The sequence below is a fragment of the uncultured Croceicoccus sp. genome (assembly GCF_947496385.1).
Taxonomy (GTDB): Bacteria; Pseudomonadota; Alphaproteobacteria; order Sphingomonadales; family Sphingomonadaceae; genus Croceicoccus.
The window spans coordinates 34730-51053 of sequence record NZ_CANMCP010000014.1 but is presented as its reverse complement, the minus strand read 5'-3'; the positions used below and the strand labels follow the sequence as shown (position 1 = coordinate 51053).

At 60.2% G+C, this 16324-nt stretch carries 15 protein-coding genes; 5 read left to right on the top strand and 10 right to left on the bottom strand.

Annotated features, from left to right (window positions below; translation table 11 throughout):
* Positions 1-43: 43 nt before the first annotated feature.
* The 10 genes from Q0897_RS14690 to Q0897_RS14645 all read right to left on the bottom strand — a co-directional run bounded on the left by Q0897_RS14690 (position 44) and on the right by Q0897_RS14645 (position 8736).
* Positions 44-586, bottom strand: a complete 543-nt coding sequence (locus Q0897_RS14690; protein ID WP_299310145.1) for a response regulator receiver domain — start codon at positions 584-586, stop codon at positions 44-46.
* The gene (locus tag Q0897_RS14685; RefSeq protein ID WP_299310144.1) at positions 579-2201 is read right to left on the bottom strand and encodes an ATP-binding protein; all 1623 of its coding nucleotides are present in this window, start codon (positions 2199-2201) and stop codon (positions 579-581) included. The genes Q0897_RS14690 and Q0897_RS14685 overlap by 8 nt, the downstream gene beginning before the upstream one ends.
* A gap of 72 nt (positions 2202-2273) precedes the next feature.
* Positions 2274-3380, bottom strand: coding sequence for an ATP-binding protein (locus Q0897_RS14680; RefSeq protein ID WP_299310143.1), 1107 nt, complete (start codon positions 3378-3380; stop codon positions 2274-2276).
* A gap of 48 nt (positions 3381-3428) precedes the next feature.
* Positions 3429-3653 carry a hypothetical protein gene (locus Q0897_RS14675; RefSeq protein ID WP_299310142.1) on the bottom strand — a complete coding sequence of 75 codons (225 nt, stop codon included), beginning with the start codon at positions 3651-3653 and terminating at the stop codon, positions 3429-3431.
* A gap of 300 nt (positions 3654-3953) precedes the next feature.
* Positions 3954-4337, bottom strand: coding sequence for a DUF3768 domain-containing protein (locus Q0897_RS14670; protein WP_299310141.1), 384 nt, complete (start codon positions 4335-4337; stop codon positions 3954-3956).
* Entirely contained in the window at positions 4334-5596 is a 1263-nt protein-coding gene (gene mobF, locus Q0897_RS14665) for a MobF family relaxase (RefSeq protein WP_299310140.1), read from the bottom strand. Before mobF ends, Q0897_RS14670 begins: the two co-directional genes overlap by 4 nt.
* Positions 5596-7416, bottom strand: coding sequence for a type IV secretion system DNA-binding domain-containing protein (locus Q0897_RS14660; RefSeq protein ID WP_299310139.1), 1821 nt, complete (start codon positions 7414-7416; stop codon positions 5596-5598). The genes mobF and Q0897_RS14660 overlap by 1 nt, the downstream gene beginning before the upstream one ends.
* Positions 7413-7787 carry a hypothetical protein gene (locus tag Q0897_RS14655; protein ID WP_299310138.1) on the bottom strand — a complete coding sequence of 125 codons (375 nt, stop codon included), beginning with the start codon at positions 7785-7787 and terminating at the stop codon, positions 7413-7415. Before Q0897_RS14655 ends, Q0897_RS14660 begins: the two co-directional genes overlap by 4 nt.
* A 256-nt stretch (positions 7788-8043) precedes the next feature.
* Positions 8044-8502, bottom strand: a complete 459-nt coding sequence (locus Q0897_RS14650) for a hypothetical protein (RefSeq protein ID WP_299310137.1) — start codon at positions 8500-8502, stop codon at positions 8044-8046.
* Between the two features lie 42 nt (positions 8503-8544).
* Positions 8545-8736, bottom strand: coding sequence for an AlpA family phage regulatory protein (locus Q0897_RS14645; protein ID WP_299310136.1), 192 nt, complete (start codon positions 8734-8736; stop codon positions 8545-8547).
* 488 nt (positions 8737-9224) lie between these two features.
* Here Q0897_RS14645 and Q0897_RS14640 point away from each other — a divergent pair, with 488 nt between their 5' ends.
* From Q0897_RS14640 to Q0897_RS14620, 5 genes are all read left to right on the top strand, one after another.
* Entirely contained in the window at positions 9225-10205 is a 981-nt protein-coding gene (locus tag Q0897_RS14640; RefSeq protein ID WP_299310135.1) for a GSU2403 family nucleotidyltransferase fold protein, read from the top strand.
* Positions 10206-10546: 341 nt separating this feature from the next.
* Positions 10547-11401 carry a ParA family protein gene (locus Q0897_RS14635; RefSeq protein ID WP_299310134.1) on the top strand — a complete coding sequence of 285 codons (855 nt, stop codon included), beginning with the start codon at positions 10547-10549 and terminating at the stop codon, positions 11399-11401.
* Positions 11398-11820 (top strand): hypothetical protein, encoded by a 423-nt coding sequence (locus tag Q0897_RS14630; RefSeq protein ID WP_299310133.1) that lies wholly within the window; start codon positions 11398-11400, stop codon positions 11818-11820. Before Q0897_RS14635 ends, Q0897_RS14630 begins: the two co-directional genes overlap by 4 nt.
* Positions 11821-12273: 453 nt before the next feature.
* Positions 12274-14121, top strand: coding sequence for a strawberry notch C-terminal domain-containing protein (locus tag Q0897_RS14625; RefSeq protein WP_299310146.1), 1848 nt, complete (start codon positions 12274-12276; stop codon positions 14119-14121).
* 104 nt (positions 14122-14225) lie between these two features.
* The gene (locus tag Q0897_RS14620) at positions 14226-16196 is read left to right on the top strand and encodes a ParB/RepB/Spo0J family partition protein (protein ID WP_299310132.1); all 1971 of its coding nucleotides are present in this window, start codon (positions 14226-14228) and stop codon (positions 16194-16196) included.
* Positions 16197-16324: the final 128 nt, after the last annotated feature.

The following is a 16324-nucleotide window of genomic DNA, read 5'->3' as shown; positions in this document are numbered from 1 at the left end:
GATCCTCTCCTTTGAGAGCTTTCTCAACCTCGCCGCAGTGCGCCTATGGCTGAAATCTTATGTCAACGCGGCCTAGGGATTCATATGGATCGTCATTTCCGTCTTGCTCAAAACACGGTTGCAGCAGCCCGAGCGCGAATTCGGTAAAAACGTCGTCCAAGTCTTCTTTCGTGTGGACGAGAATAAGATTGAAATGCTTGTTGTCCAAAGCTTCGCGCGCAATGCGGAGGGAAGCCGTCCCGTCATCATCCTTGGCTTTGTCAAGAATATAGTCGAGGATGAGCAAGTCAGTCTGCTGGAGCGTGCCAACCTTCTTCTCATCGGTTTCTTCGCTCGGTGAACGGCCGTCGTGGATGTCTAGCATGTAAGGAGCACCAGGCCCCCGAAATTGCTCGATAACACGCCTAACTCTCGCACGGCTGTGCGATGAGCGGTTCCAGTCTTTGTCGCCATACTGGCGCTTCCGTTCGCTGTCCGAGAGCAAAATTTCGTGCAGCGTTGGATAGTCGTCATCGACGATCAACACCGAGCGGATCGGGCTCAAAAAGGCCTCGGCCACCAAATCCTTATATGTCGCTTCAGCCATCGCCCCCAATATCCTCGGCCATCCGTATATTATTGAATCCCAAATAAAACGTAGCACCCTCTAGAGGCGGCTCATCGTCATCCCCGACATAACGCAACGAATGCCCTCCGGCCGCGAGATTCGACCGGGCGAGATAGAGCCCTACGCCTCGCCCAGACCGCTTCTTCCTAGTAAAGAACAGGTTGAAGATATGCTCGCGGTCTTCTTCCTCAACGCCTGGGCCACTATCGGAAACCAGAAGTTCATCTCCTGCTACGTCGAGCAAAATGCTCCTGGTCGAGCGTGGGGCGGTGCTCACCCAGTAAATCGCGTTGTTCACAAGATTCAGGAACACGGGGAACACTCGGGCGGGCCGTTCATAGAGCTGCACTACCTCAAATGCCGGCGTAGCGCTGAAATCGATTCCAGCCCGCGCTAACGTTGGCGCGAAGAACCGTCGCACGAAGTCCTCGATTTCACGTCCTTCGATCCATCGCTGGACCTTGTCGCCCGACAGTCTAAGAGGAGAAAGAAAGCGGAGCTGGTCGGTGAGCCCTTCAATGCCAAGGCGGATGTCTCGGACGGCTTCCGAGTTGCGTATGCTTTCTGGCAGTGCGGCGATCCCGGACGTTGCCATTTCGTCAAAGTCTGCAAGATCGTGCGCTGCGATTTCTACGTCAATGCCGAGCTGAGCGAGCGCCGTAAGGCGATCGAGCTCGCTCGCTGCTTCGCGAAGCTCCTCCGACTGCGCGCTCGCGAGCGTCTCGAGGTCAATTTCATCCTTCACCGCACCTAGGGCTGAAAGGTAAGTACCAAACAGTCTGCGGTTCTCTACAGTCCAACGATCACGCAGCAGGCGGACGGCTTCCACCGATTTCGCCAAATCGAAATTTCCAGTCTGCAGGTTTGCGGCGATAGCTGCCGTCTCACGTCGGAACTCATCAAGGCGCATCAACGCGAGCTCCCGGACGCCTCCGTATTGCTCGCGCTGCATCGCTTCAATGTCAGACTGGAATGCCTGAACTTGCTTGCGCACGGCGCTGACAGCAGCTTCGGTCTGTCGTTCGAGCACTGCCGCCGGGTCTGCTGCTTCGAATTCTTCGATCCGCTCTCGAAAGACGTTGTCAAATTCAGCAATCGACATGGCAATGGACTTGGCTGACGATCGCGCAGCTTGGTATCGCTTGTTGAGCCGCGCTGTGCCTGAAGGTTGGGGCCGCAACTCGGCTTCGGCCAACCTTTCCCGCCAGTCGGACAGACGCTCGGCCGCCTTTGCAATGTCTGCGTCGTCTTGGATGGCAAGTGTTTCTGAGGCTTGCGCAACCTCTTCCCTAAGTCCGGGGAGTAGTGCCTCAGCGGCGTCCAGCTCGGCTTGGAACAGCTTCCGCTCCCGTTCGCGAAGTTTCTTCGCTTCCTCCTTCGCGCGACCAGCACGATTGCTTTCACGAATTTCTTCGAGGCGCGGCGTCCGGATGTCCGAAGCCGACCCGAAATAGCGCCGCGCGGATTGTTCGAGAATATTCTCTACGACGGCGCGGAAGGTTTTCGCCGCCACGTTGTCGATGAATCCTTCGCGGCCAGCCTTGTCCCGTAGGTTGGGGTTGCTTCTTCGCGTTAGGGCGATGCGACCGAACATCTGCCGATGGTTCCAGAAATACCGTCCCGCGTTCTTGCTGCGCTTGAACTCAATTTCAAAGAAATCATTGTCTTATCTACCATACGGAAGCACTCGAAGTCCGTCGCGATAGATCATCAGACCTGCGTATTCTGATGCCAAGTCTACATAACGATCATGTTCCGAGGAAGAGTGCGTTGAGTTTTTCTTGTCGAATTCCATCGATGCGATGAAGAGTTCGAAGGCTCCGACTTTAGTGTCCGCTCGTTCGGGCATCGCGATGCCCTTGGGCAGCGCAAAATCCACCTTCTCTTCGATCCATGTTCCGAAGGCCTTCACCCGGCCTCGAAAGATGCCGTCTTCTCCGACTACCCCTTCAAGCTGATGCTCCAGCTCTTGGATCTGGGTCCTGTCGATCGCCTTCTCCGCTCCGACGATCGTCTTAGGGCGCCCAGCCACCTCGTTTGCCGAAACAATGTCGGCCCGATACTCGAAGGCGGGACGATCTTTTTCGCTGCCGTAAGGATCTACGAAATTGGAGAGTGTACGCTCAAAACGAGTTCGACTTTCTTCAGCGACTGGATCAGTGTCGCCGCTTTTTGGAAGTGCGCGAAGCGTATCGTCGAGCTCATAAACCAACATCGCTGTTCCAGGCGCCGCCCAGTGCGCAAGATGGCCAGCCTCAAACGGGAGTCGCTTTAGACTCTGCAGGATTCTCTGCGAAGGTGGAAGACCGGTGCGTTCCTCATCCTCGTCGAAACGCCGCCATCGCTCGCGGACCTTTGGCTTACCATTCCGCCAGCCGCGATCATCGTCTATCACGCTCGCGGCGATCGCATCGCAGAACGCCGGGAGTTCATCGAATATCTCGTCCAGCTTGTCGAATTCCCCTGTAGGAACGGTGATATCGGCCAGATTGATATAAGGATTCTCGAACAATCGCCAATCGATAAGCGCTGCCACGAAATTGGCACTTCGATGCTTCGTCACGAGAAGCATGACCGATCCCAGCTTGGCGCTGGACAAGCGTCCGATGCCTTTCTGTCCTTGTCGAGGGCGTATGGGCAGACCATTGCGATCCTGCGGCGGGACCGGCTTTACATCCGAGAGCTTGCTTTCGGTTCCGATGACAAGCCAGCGCTCGAAGAAGTCCTCTGGGCGCATGCCATGCCCATTGTCGGTGAGCGCTGCCAGATTCAAGTATCGAAAGTGGACCGAATTTCTGCTCTGTCGCCCGAAGACCGGGCGCTAAGCGCCCGGTTCCTTCTTCTGGTCGTCCAGCGGCGTTCGCAGGACGATCCGGCCATTGATCGGGACCACTTCGAGCTGAAGGGAAAGCCCCTTGCGGTCGCGGTGGAACCAGGCGGCTCCGATGCGGGTCCAGAAACCCTTGTCGCCTTTGTTGGCGACATGCCAGGCGAGGAAGTCCGGCGGATTGGTCTCCTGTGCGGGTGCGGTATTGCTGCGTGCCATGATGAATTCCTTTCGTGTCTGGCGGCTCGTTGCACCAAGAGGAAGGCCGCACGGCCAAGGTAAGGGGTCATGTCCAACACGGGTGAGCGGAGCGAACCGGCGCGGGCCGGACATTGAAGGCTGACCGCGTGCGGCCAATAAAGGTGCTCAAAACGAAGCCGGCAATGCGAGGCGAATCCTCGCACGTGCTGCACCTCGCGGACCCAGGCCGGCAGTCCGGTCGAATCCGGTTTGCGGTTCAAAAAAGCATCAAGAAATGGATGGGGAGCGCACCGCATTATGCGGCGCGCTTCTCTCGATTCAGTATTCCGATGCCAGCATGATCGTCAGCACCCGCCGGGTAACGGCAGGATTGGCAGGGTCTTCGCTGCCGAATCGCAAGTCGCGGTCGTAGGCATCGATCTTCCAAAACACGGTTTCGGCAGGCCGCGCCGGTCGCGTTGTCGTCCAGCGACCTTCGCTATCCTGATAGATCGCCCCGAAATCGCGCTCGCCGTAGGGATCGTTGTCCGGCGTGAAGGCGTCGAAGGTTTCGACCAGCTCGCGCACCCGCGACTGATCTTCCTCGGACAAGGCCCGGAAGTCCTCGGTTGCTACTGCAACGCAGGCCAAGCCCATCGCCTGCCGTGCCCGGTCATTGAGCCGGGCAATCCGCTCGCTGCGGGAAAGGGTGCCAATGGTCATTGCACCACCCTCCCGCCGCATTCGCAGATGTAAATCAGCTCGGCGAAATCCTCACGCTCGCCCAGTTCCTCCGCCAGACGTTGCACCGTCCCGAACGGCAGACCGTGCTCATTGGCCAGCATCCGCAACCAGTCTTCGCGGCACTCTGCCCCGCAAGCGCGGTAGTTCAAGATCAGATCACCCATTTTCTGCCCTCCTTCGGCTGAAAGCCGCATCCGACACGCGGCTCCGGCCTCGCGCGCCAGCGTACTTGCCGCGAAAACGGCCGCACGCTCGGAGAGCTTTGCAGCGGCCCAGGCGATCGCCTGCCGCGCCAGCAATTCGGGGCTGGCGGTAGTTTCGCTGCTCTTGGTCCGCTCTCTCGCTTCACCGATCAGCTTGTCTTGCGCTGCCTTGTCGAACCCGTTGGCGTCGGCGGTTGCCCGCCATTCGGCGCGCAAGGTGCGATGATCTACATTGGTCTTGGCCTCGCGCGTATCGAGCGCGGCGATCTGCTTTTCAGCAGCGCTCGCCTCCGCACGGCTCGTGCCCCGCTCGGCAAGCCGGGAATCGATGGCTGCGGTACGCTGGCTCAGCGCATCGATGGCCTTCTCAGGAACATCCGCGATCTCGAACAGCGAGTCTTTGCCCACTTCGATCTTGTACCCTAGCGCAGCAACGCCATGCGCCAGTTCCTGCCGGTAGATTGCGCCAATCTCCTTTTGCAGCTGGTAGAAGGCGCGGGGCTCAAGGCTCCGCCAGTTCACATCCTTGTCCTGCGTAGCGTTGATGATCACGCCATGTGTATGCAGCTGCGGATCCTGCGCCCGGCTTGTGGCATGGCGGAAGGTGGCGATAGCGAGATTGCCGGTCGCCTCGCGCCGGAACTCGCCACCCTGCCTGATCCGCGTTGCCGCCATATGCTTTTCGACATGGGCAAGTGCCACTTTCACCGCCGCGCCATGCGCCTTGATCAGCCGCTTGTCTCCGGCAACCTCGGCCATGATCGAGACGGACTTTGGGGCGGACAGGGTGATGTCCCAGCCAGGGCGATGCTCGATCTTGCCATCGCGCGTCGTGCCAAGCTGCTGTCCGGCAATCCGGCCTTCCAGCAACTCGGCAAACTTCTCGCGATCGACTTCGCCAGACAGGCCCAGCTTTTCCGCTGCCTCGCCAAACCACTCGCACGGAGCCGTGCCGCCTTCGGCATAGTAATCGTCAGCTTCATAGTAGCTCGCAGCCTGACCGGCACTCGATAGCGCCGAGACCGAAGCGACCATCAGACCGGTCCCGGTTTCGCGTCAGGCTCGGCACCTTTGGCGATCTCGCTGACCCGGCTCCATAGCGTGCCCGCCGGATCGCCTGGCACGTAGCCGGGCTGACGCGGCTCGCCACGCCGGGTGATGTGATCGGCGGTGAGACCGATACGCGCGACCGGCAGGCCATCGGGAAGTAGCAGATAGCCCTGATGCGGGCATAGCCGTAGCTCGCTTTCAAGCACGGCAGGACGGAATTGCCGCTGGGTCGCGATGGTAGTGCGCGGCACTTCGCTGCCAATCGAGAGCGTATCGGTGGCGACACGCAATTCCACTTCGCATTGGCCGATGGTCTCGCTCGCCCATTTGCGGGTTTCCTGATCGACCGTTTGCAGAAACAGCTTGGTGTTGCAGCAGGCCAGCATGGCCTCGGCGATGTTGGCACCGTAGCGATTGCGCATCTGCCCGAGTGCCTGAAAGGTAAGCACAATTGCTGCGCCAAACTTGCGACCCTCAGGCAGAAGGCGGGCAAGGTTCTCGACGCGGGGCAGGTCGGCGAGCTCGTCGAGCACGAACCAGATGCGGCGATCCGGCGATGGCGACAGACCCAGCACCGCGCTTGCCGCGCATTCGAGCCAGCAGGCCATCAGCGGCTTGGAGGCTTCGAAATAGTCTTCCTTGCGAGGGACAAAGATCCAGGGTTTTGCCCCCTCGCACTCATCCAGCTTCGCGATGAAATCGCGGAAGGCAAAGCGGTCCTCTCCCTCGTCCTCGACCTTCAGGAACTGGATCAGGTTTGCCGCCTTGGCGAGCATGAAGAGTACGCTGCCGGTGGCGCGGTCGGCGTCATTGGCAAAGGTGCGGGCGGATGACGTGTGCCCCAGCCAATCCTTCAATTGCTCCTTGTCCTTGACCTGCAAGGCTTCGAGCAGGGCTTCGAGGCTGCAGTTCTTTTCCGCCCAGAGTGAACGGATCATGTTGGCCACAAGAATGCGGCTCGTCTCCAGCCAGACATCATCATCTTGGCTGCTGGTTTCCGAAACAAGCTGACGCGCAATCCGGTCTGCATCGGCGGGGTGCGATATCTCGTCGAAGGGCGTCCAGAAGGCGCAGCGTGCGTCGAAGGGATTGAGGATGATGTCGCCCCGCGCGGGGTTGTAATAGTGCGCGATGAACTCGCCCGATGTGTCGTAGACCAGCGCCGCTTCCCCGCGCCTTTCGATGCCATCGAGCATTTGGCGCAAGGCAGTGGTCTTGCCGCTGCCGGTAGTGCCGAGAAAGGCGAAGTGGCGGGTCTCGATCCGGCGCGGAACGGGGACCGGGCCGATGCGCAATGCGTCGCTGCCACAGAACAAAGTGGTCTGCGCCGCAACGTCCTCTTCATTCGCAACACGTGTGCCGCCAATGACCCGGTCGGCAAGCGTATCCTTGCCTTGAGCCGACATGGTGCGCTGGAGCACCCAGACCGTGAACAGGCCTATCACAAGGCCGGTGATTGCACCGCCAGCGATCACTTTGACGACCTGCCAGAAGGTATCGGTGAAGAGCGGTTCAGAGGCGAACCAGGCGGCTGAAACGGTCCAGCGCTGGCCTTCCATCGCAATGTTCATCTTGATGTCGCTGCCCCCAAAGGAACCGAGCAGCGTCAGCACGTTGGCCCACGCATACTGCACCGCTGTCGTTATCGCAGGGCCATGCAGCAGGAACTGCGGGGCGATGAATGCTCCGACCCCTGCTGCACCAAGAGTGATCGTGGAAAAGAAGCGGAAACGCTGCTGCCATTGCGCCATACGCACACGCCACAAGGCATGGGCGCGCGTAACAAAGTCGATGTTCGAATTCATGGCTCGATCTCCAGGGCAAGCGAACGCTGGCGCTCGAACGCGGCGCGCGCCTCTGCTGCGATTGTTTCGTCGGATTTCTTCGTTCCCAGCGCCGCATGGCGGGCGTACGCATAGGCCGCACAGGCGGTGAACAGGGTCCGGTCGAGCACCCGTTCGGCTTCTGCCAGGCGCCCCGATATTGTCCCGATCTCGCGCGCCAGTTCGGCAAGATCGGTCTCCTTGTCGGTGCCGTGCAGGACCGAAAGGAAGCCCGCGTCGATCACCTTCAGGAGCATCGCATACTCCGACAATCCACGCCGGTCGGCGATGCCGGAAAGCGACCGAGCTTGCGAAGGATTGAGGCGGATGGTTCGCTTGATGTGGCTCGCCATCACCACCTCCCGCGCGCGCGAAGCGCGCTCCAGAAATGGCAGAATTGCGAGGGTCTGAACGCTTAGTTTCAGGGAGCGCGCTATCCGCGCGCTCCCTGAAACCGCAGAAATCCTCGATGCACACGTGCGTAGGGTGTATATGGAAATTACGGGTCCGATACGCAGTATCGTGGCCCTTCCTCTCTCCAGTCTTTCTCCGGTCAGTTGGCATGGGTGTCTTGCTCCATGCATACCGTTGGAGGCGTCGCGGACAGGATTAGATTGCGGGCGACATAATCGTCGAAATAGCGTTGCGGGATTGGCGCGAAGGCAACTGGCGGTCTGCCATCTCGGGACTCGTGAACCAGCGAAGCAATGCAAGGTCGATCGCTGATCGAACCTCATCTGCGAGCAGGTTGGTCTCTTCTGGCGTGAGATCCAGCCACCCGAATTCGGTACGAAGCTGGCTGCCAAGCGGATACCCTGTTCCGTCCCTGCTCCGGTAGATCGGTCCCTCGACGGTTAGACAACAATCTTGTCCCTCAAACCGCTCGCGGACCGGGCGTTCGTACCAGAGCCAGGGATGCAATGTGTGGCGACGGGCGCGCCCATCGGCATTGTCTTCAATGAGCAATTCGACGAGCTGGGTCGCGCGCTCTTCTTCGTCGCTCGGAAGGCGAGCGATCAGCCAGCCATGCTTCTGCAGGGCGGCGTTGATCAGGGAAAGGATAGACATGTGGGAGATGCTTTCTGCGGGCCATTGCCCGCCTTGGAGGGGTCAATAGCTGCGCAGGGGGAGGGCCTCGATCCACTGCTCGATGTCAGTGGAACGCCAGCGGATACGTCCGCCGCCAATGTCGATGGGAAGAGGAAAGGCACCCCGGCGGATGCGTCGCCAGATCGTTGTCCGGCTGCGAATGCCGGTGAGGCGCATGACCTCCTGGCAGGTGAGTAGTTCGATATTCGACATGACAGATTCCTTTGCTTCAAGGTTCTGTCACCGTTGCCGCACTCCCCTGCGACTGGGTTGGTTCTCAAATTGCCGTCGCGGATCGTGCGATCAGATATTCAACTCAGCGCCACCGTAGGCTTGGGTGACGCGAGCAAGGCTATGCGAATCGCAAGGGTGTAGGAAAGAACAAAAAGAGATCAAACATCGTTGCGCACTGGCTGGTGGACGATGATGGATTGCTATGGACAGTCCGGGACTGAAAGAATTTTTCCAGCCAATGTGCGCGCCGGGGCAATGAAGGTCCAAATTTACGGTTCGGGTGCTGTGGAAGACCGGTTTTCGCGCGAATCGCACATTGAGCCGACATGACAAGCAAACGCGCTTTCGCTTTGCACGTTGATGGGGACATGCAAAGAAAACGCGAAAATCTTTACACGTTGCCCCGGTTCGAGCACATTTATCCCGCGTTTATTGAAAGTTGGAAATTTGTGGGATAAATCGCAGCGATGGCTGTGATCCAACCTTTCTCTTCTGAACAGGAGCGCGCGCTCATCAATATGCGCCAGCGCTATGATGCGTGGATCGAAGCCGAGCGCGAACTCTATTCCATGCCATACGATCTGAGGCGCAAGAAGGTTGGCGAATACGAGTACCTTTACGAGATCTTTGACCGCAGCGGGAACGGTAAAAGTCTCGGTGCCTGGGACGATGAAAAGCAAACCCAGCTGAAGGCATATAAGGCCGAAAAGAGTGCGCTGAAGGAACGCCGTGACGGCGCACGGGATGCCCTTGGCGAGAGCAGTCGGATTGCACGCGCGTTACGCTTGCCGCTCCTCTCGGCAGAAGCGGGTCCTATCCTTCGAGAGGCAGACAGGCGCTCGCTTCTCGGCAGCCATCTGCTTGTGGTCGGGACAAATGCGATGGCCGCCTACGCGCTAGAAGCTGCGGGCACTTTCCGCGACGTGCCGGACGAAACAGAGGACTTCGATCTCGCCTGGACGGCTGACGAACCGGAAGACGGAACGCAGCTTTGGGATATGCTCAAAGCGGTCGATCCGACTTTCACGATCAACACCGAGCGGGAATTCCAGGCACGGAACTCGAAGGCCTACGAAGTAGAGTTGCTGGTCGCACCATCGCGCATCGAAACGCTCGCCGGAAAGGATCGTCCAAGACCCGTTCCGCTTCCCGAACAGGAATGGCTCCTGCCCGGTCGACGGGTAGACCAAGTCGTCCCGTGCCGTGATGGCAGCCCGGCGCGCATCGTCGCACCTGACCCCCGTTGGTTCGCACTCCACAAACTCTGGTTGGGTGCTCAGGCAAAGCGGGACCCGCTCAAACGCCGCAAGGATTCGGTCCAAGGTGCTGCGTTGCTCGATGCCATCGCTGAGGCAATGCCGCACTACCCATTGGATGGAGCGTTTGTGGATGGCCTGCCGAGCGAGCTGATAGCGTTCTGGGACGAATGGCTGAGACACCGGGAATAGTTCTAGGTACGGATTTAAAGCCCAACCAAAATCTATCCTGCTGTCCTGCTCTGGGCGGCCCAATGCAAACTCTTCGCGTAAACGACGTTGACAAGCGATGTGAACATCGTACACAGTTTCTGTGATCAGCGTTCACAGGAAATGGAAAATTGATTCGAAGGGATGAGCCGGAGCTTGTCGGACTTAATGAGATCGCCGCGATGGCTGGCGTCTCCCGACAGGCTGTTGCCAATTGGCGAACTCGTTACCGAGACTTTCCCCAGCCGCTGGTTGAACTCAAAGCTGGCCCTGTTTTCAAGGTCGGTCCTGTCAGAGCCTGGTTACGCAAAAGGAAGATTCCCATGGCCCGTATTGTCTCCTTGATTAATCTGAAGGGCGGGGTCGCAAAGACCACGACAACGGTCGCCCTGGCCGAGACGCTTTCCTCCCAGCACAGGAAGAAGGTACTGGTGATCGATCTCGACCCCCAGACGAACGCTACCACCATGCTGATCGGGGAAAACAGGTGGAAGTCTCTGAACAAGAAGGGCTACACGCTCGCTACGTTGTTCAAGGACGCACTGGACCCGACGAACCGTACGTTCGATCTCGACAAGACGCTCCAAAAGGGGGTATCCGACGTTAAGGGTGCGAACTCGATTGACCTCCTCCCTTCGAGTTTGGATTTGATTGACGTCCAAGACCGGCTCGCAGGCGCGCCTTCTGGCCAGTTCTATGCTCAGACCCCGATCGACCTGCTCCGCCTGGCGGTGAAACCGATCCTAGACGACTACGACATTGTCCTGATCGATTGCCCACCGAACCTCGGCATCATTACGCTGAACGGCCTTCGCATTTCAGAGGGCTATATCATCCCTACCGTGCCAGACGTTCTGTCGACTTACGGCATCCCACAGATCGTGAAGCGCGTCGGCAACTTCTCCAAGGACGTGGGCGAGGACATCGAACCCCTTGGTATCGTGATTACTAAGTACCAAGAGAACAGCACGATTCACTACAACGTCTCGCGCGACCTCCGCGGTCGTGGCGATCCACCCGTTTTCGACACAGTGATCCGGCAGGCAAACCAGATCGCGGCAGCCGCAGAAAACCAGCCAAGCGAAAGGACGCTCAAGCAGAAGTACGGCTATGGCGATCTGGCTGAGAGGTACATCGATCTCGCTGCGGAACTCATCGAGACGCTGGAGGACCTATGAAGCTTAAAACCCGATTGACACGACTAGCGATACTCATCGCCAGCGAGGCCGACCGCAATCCCGAATTCGCCGCCCAGATCGAAGAGCTTCTGGGCGACATGAAGAAGGTGCCGACGAAGAACGCTGTGCGCAAGGCAAAGGACAAGAAGACGTCCGCCGGCAGTGGAGTGACCAGCCATCGGGGCAGGCGAACCCCTGCAGTCTTGGATCCTGTGGCGCTCGCACGGGAAAGCGAGGCTTCGCTCAGGGCAGGCCTCGCCGAACTCGATCACGATCGCCTACTCGACGTAGTCGCCGAATACGGCATGGACCCCGGGAAGCTAGTTATGAAATGGAAAGACGACGAACGGATCGTGGAGCGCATCGTCGAACTGGCTATCGCGCGGGCAACAAAAGGTGACGCATTCCGCGCCGACTGATCGAATATTCAACGGTTGCAGAGGCGGGCCGTCGCCCGAAACCTCGTCCGCTCGGAGAATGAAGCGACGGCCGTACAAATGACAGAATTCAGGACGCAAAGCAGAGCTAGATGTGAAGGTACGAGACGGGCACTTTCGGCAGCTTGAGTCAATCTTTCCCCTGACGTGATACAAGACAAGTAGGACGAAAAACTAGCAGCCTCTGAACGCGGATATGCTATGCAACACGCTCGTCGAGAGATCGAGAACACCTAAATTCGGGAACCGAACCTTTTGAAGGGATGAAAAATTGGGGGCTTTAGTGGGGGCCCTTTTTGAGGCCCCCAAGGTCATTTTGCCCCAGAATTCTGCCATTTTTGTTCTCTTTCGAGTCCTCTTCTGATCCCCGCGATGGAAGCGGCGCTTGGCGCGAACCATTCGGTTGTCGTGCAGCTGGTGTCGACCGCCGAGGCCATGCTCGACCGGCGTCTTGCCGAGCTTACCGTGGAAGAACGCGAAGCGCTCGATATCGATCTGTCCCCGCGTGAATACGTCATCGACTACCTTACGAAGAGCTTCCCGGTACGATTGATGCAGGTCTTCGCCGATGAGGAGGGCAATCTTCGCTCCGAGGCGATGAGCGACGAGGAAGGCAATCCCGTATTCTGCCCCCGCGCCATGGCAGCACGCGACGCGCTGATCGAGCAGCTCTGTGCGCTGCCGCCCATCGCCACTGCGCTCGATGCGATTATCGAGCACTTTGGAACCGACGCCGTCGCCGAAGTCACGGGCCGGACCCGGAGGCTGGTCCAGGGCCGCGATGGTGAGCAGCGCCTCGAACGGCGTAGCCCCAGCGCCAATGTTGCCGAAGCCCAAAGCTTCATGGAAGGAACCAAGCGCATCCTGGTGTTCTCGGACGCGGGCGGCACGGGGCGTTCCTACCATGCCGACGTCGGCTGCCGGAACCAGCAGCGCCGGGTTCACTTCCTGCTTGAACCGGGATGGCGCGCCGACAACGCGATCCAGGGTCTCGGTCGTACGAACCGCACCAACCAGGCCTCGGCTCCGCTGTTCCGGCCGGTAACCACCGATGTGAAGGGCGAGCGCCGGTTCATCTCGACCATTGCGCGAAGGCTCGATGCATTGGGCGCGCTGACGCGCGGCCAGCGCCAGACGGGCGGTCAGAACCTGTTCGACCCGGCAGACAATCTCGAAAGCGACTATGCGCGCGACGCGCTCAGCCGCTGGTTCCAGCTGCTCTATGATGGCAAGCTCGAAACCACCACATTCGGCAACTTCGTCGAGCGCACAGGCCTCCGGCTTGAAAACCCCGATGGTGGGCTGACCGACAATCTCCCCACGATCCAGCGCTGGCTCAACCGCATCCTCGCGCTGCCGATCGCGCTGCAGAACGCGATCTTCGAGGAATATCTCGGCCTCGTCGAGGCGCGGATCGAAGCTGCGCGCGAGGCCGGAACGCTCGACCAGGGACTGGAGACCGTGAGGGTCGATCGTTTTACGGTCCTGGCAGATGAACTCCTGCGCACCGATCCCGTGACCGGAGCGGAGACCCGCCTCGTCTCGCTCGAAGTGACGAGGCACCTTCGGCCTCTGCGATTGCAGCGTCTGGTGCGGATGCACGAGATCGGCAGCCCGCACGCGATCCCGATGCGCAATGCGCGCTCGGGTAAGGTTGCGCTGTCGGTTCCTGCCCGGCGCCTCATCGCCGACGACGGCGCCGTCATCGAACGCCGACGCCTGCTGCGACCGCTCAAGTCCGCGAACTGGACACTTGAGGCACTCGGTGAGAGCCACTGGGAAGAAATTGGCGTCACCGCGTTCACGAGAGCTTGGCGGACCGAGGAAGAGGAGGCCGCTGCTTCACTGGTGACCGAGCGCGTCCATCTCGCCACCGGGCTGTTGCTTCCGGTCTGGAAGCGCCTGCCTGGCGATCATGTCCGCGTCACTCGGCTCGTTGCCGAGGACGGCCAGTCGATCATTGGGCGTGAAGTGCTCGATATCGATCTCGCCGCAATCGCCGAGACCTTTGGTCTTTCCGGAGTTACCGGACCGGCGCCTGAGCAGATCGGCAACCTCGTCATCGCCAGCGGCAAGCCGCTGGGCCTCGCAAGCCACGATGCCTTGACCGTCAAGCGATCGCTGGTCGGCGGCGAACAGCGCCTTGAACTGACCGGGTTCTCGCCCGATCGGCTCGACTGGTACAAGGGCAAAGGCTGCTTCACCGAGATCATCCGCTACCGCACGCGCCTGTTCGTCCCGGTGTCGAATGCCTCGTCGGTTCTCCCCGCGCTTGCCGCCTGATCCCTCGGGCAGACCCCAATCTCAGAATGAGAGTGGAGGGAGCCCTTTGGGCTTGTGGGCCTCGTGATCCTCACCTGCGCCTTCATTCCATCAGGAGAACACCCATGATCCAGTCGATTCCTTTGAAGAAGCTCGTCCCGAGCCCGCGCAACGTTCGCAAGTCGAGCGATGTGCTGGCCGACCTCCAGCTGCGGGCAGACATCGCCGCGCGCGGCCTGCTGCAAAACCTCGTCGTGCGCAAAGGAAAGCGCGGCAAGTTCGAGGTCGAGGCCGGCGGTCGCCGTCTCGCCGCGCTGCAGGCGCTGGCTGAAGAGGGCACCTTTCCCGAGAACCATGAAGTTACCTGCCTCGTCATCGAAGGCGAGGAAAGCGAGGTGCGCGAAGCCAGCCTTGCCGAGAACTTCCAGCGTCTCGCGATGAATCCGGCCGACGAGGCGCAGGCTTTCGCCGCAATCGTCGAGGCAGGCGCTACCACCGAAGACGTGGCGCGCCGCTTCGGCCTCACCGTCCGGTTCGTCGAAGGACGTCTGCGCCTGGCCTCTCTCGCGCCTTGCGTCTTCGAAGCGCTCGCCGAAGGCACGATCACGCTTGACATGGCCAAGGCCTACGGCGCGATCTCCGACGTCGAGCGCCAGGCGCATGTCTATGCCGAGCTGCAGGAAGCCTGGTACCAGATCACGCCCGACACGATCCGCCGCATGGTGCTCGATGCCACGGTGCGTGGTTCCGATCCGCGTGCCGTGCTCGTTGGACGCGATGCCTATCTCGCCGCAGGCGGCCGGATCGAGCGCGAACTGTTCGACGATGATGCCAGCGAAAGCTGGATCGATGTCGCGCTGCTCGAAGACCTGGCACACAAGGCCATGGAAGAAGCCGCAAAAAAGACCGCACTCGAATATGGCCTTGCCTGGGTTCGCCCGACGCTTGGCAACTACGTCAGCCATGACCTCGTCGAAGGTCTGAGCCGTCTGCCATGCGAGCCTGCGCCGATGACCGAACAGGAAGCGAAGGAACTTGGCGAGCTCGAGGCCGACTACGACCGCGTCGCCGCTCTTCTCGAAGACGAAGACAGTGACGACGACGAGGTCGCCAAGGCCGAACAGGAACTCGTGGTGATCGACCGCGCCATGCGCGCGCTCAATGACCGGCCGCCGGTACCCGCCGACGAGTTGAAAGCCGAGGCCGGCGCCTTCCTCGTCCTCTCGCGCAATGGCGAGCCGACCTTGGTCCCGCAGTTCTACACCGAGACCGAGCTCGCTGACGAAGGCGTTGTCGAGGCCATTGAAGAGAGCGGTGCGGCTAAGCCCAAGGGGAGCTCGCTTTCCCAGCGCCTGCTCGACGAACTCGCAATGCAGCGCCGCGACATCCTGGCAATCCATCTTGCCAACGACCCGGCACTAGCGCTCGACTTCATGGTTTTCACGCTCGCCGATGCCGATGGGCACGACTGGCGCGCCAAGAAAGCGTCGACCCTCGTTGGATCGGTCGCGTCCGGCCCGGTTGCCGGGTTCGAGGCCAAGGATGCACCGGCGAGCGCTGCTTTGGCCGAGTTCGCCGGCTCGCTCGATGAAAGCTGGCGTTCTGGCGAAGGCGATGTCGAGCGGTTTGCCAGGTTCCGAGCGCTTTCCGATGAGGCGCGCTCGGCATGGCTTGGCCATGTCGTCTCGCGCACTCTGATTGCCAGCCTTGCCTGCGAAGGCGAGCGCTCGGTGCCGCTGCACGAGGCGCTCGGCTCGCTGCTCGAAATCGAAACCGCGCATTGGTGGCGGCCCACAGCGGCCAACTACTTCGACCGCGTGGCCAAGGCTCGCACGCTCGAAGCGCTCGATGCCGCTGGCGGTCCCGAATTGGTCAGTCGCTACGCTGCCTCTAAGAAGGCCGAACTGGCGAGCGCTGCCGAGCGCATCTTCTCGGGCAACTTCATCGGCGAAGCTGAGGTCAAGGAGCGGGCGCAGGCCTGGGTGCCCTCCATCATGCGCTTCGCTGATACCGAGGATCTCGCGCTGGCAGATGCCGAAGTCCGCGAACCTGTCCGCGAGGATATAACTGACGATCTTGCCGAGCAGGCTGCCTGACCCCTCCTGACAGGTCTAAGTCACTCGGCGGGCGGTCCGTCCCAATTGGGACGGACCGCCTTTTCGTATTCTCCCGGTGCTGCGTTTGACACGATACTTCTGTCAGCTGACATTCTTAGTCTGAGGGA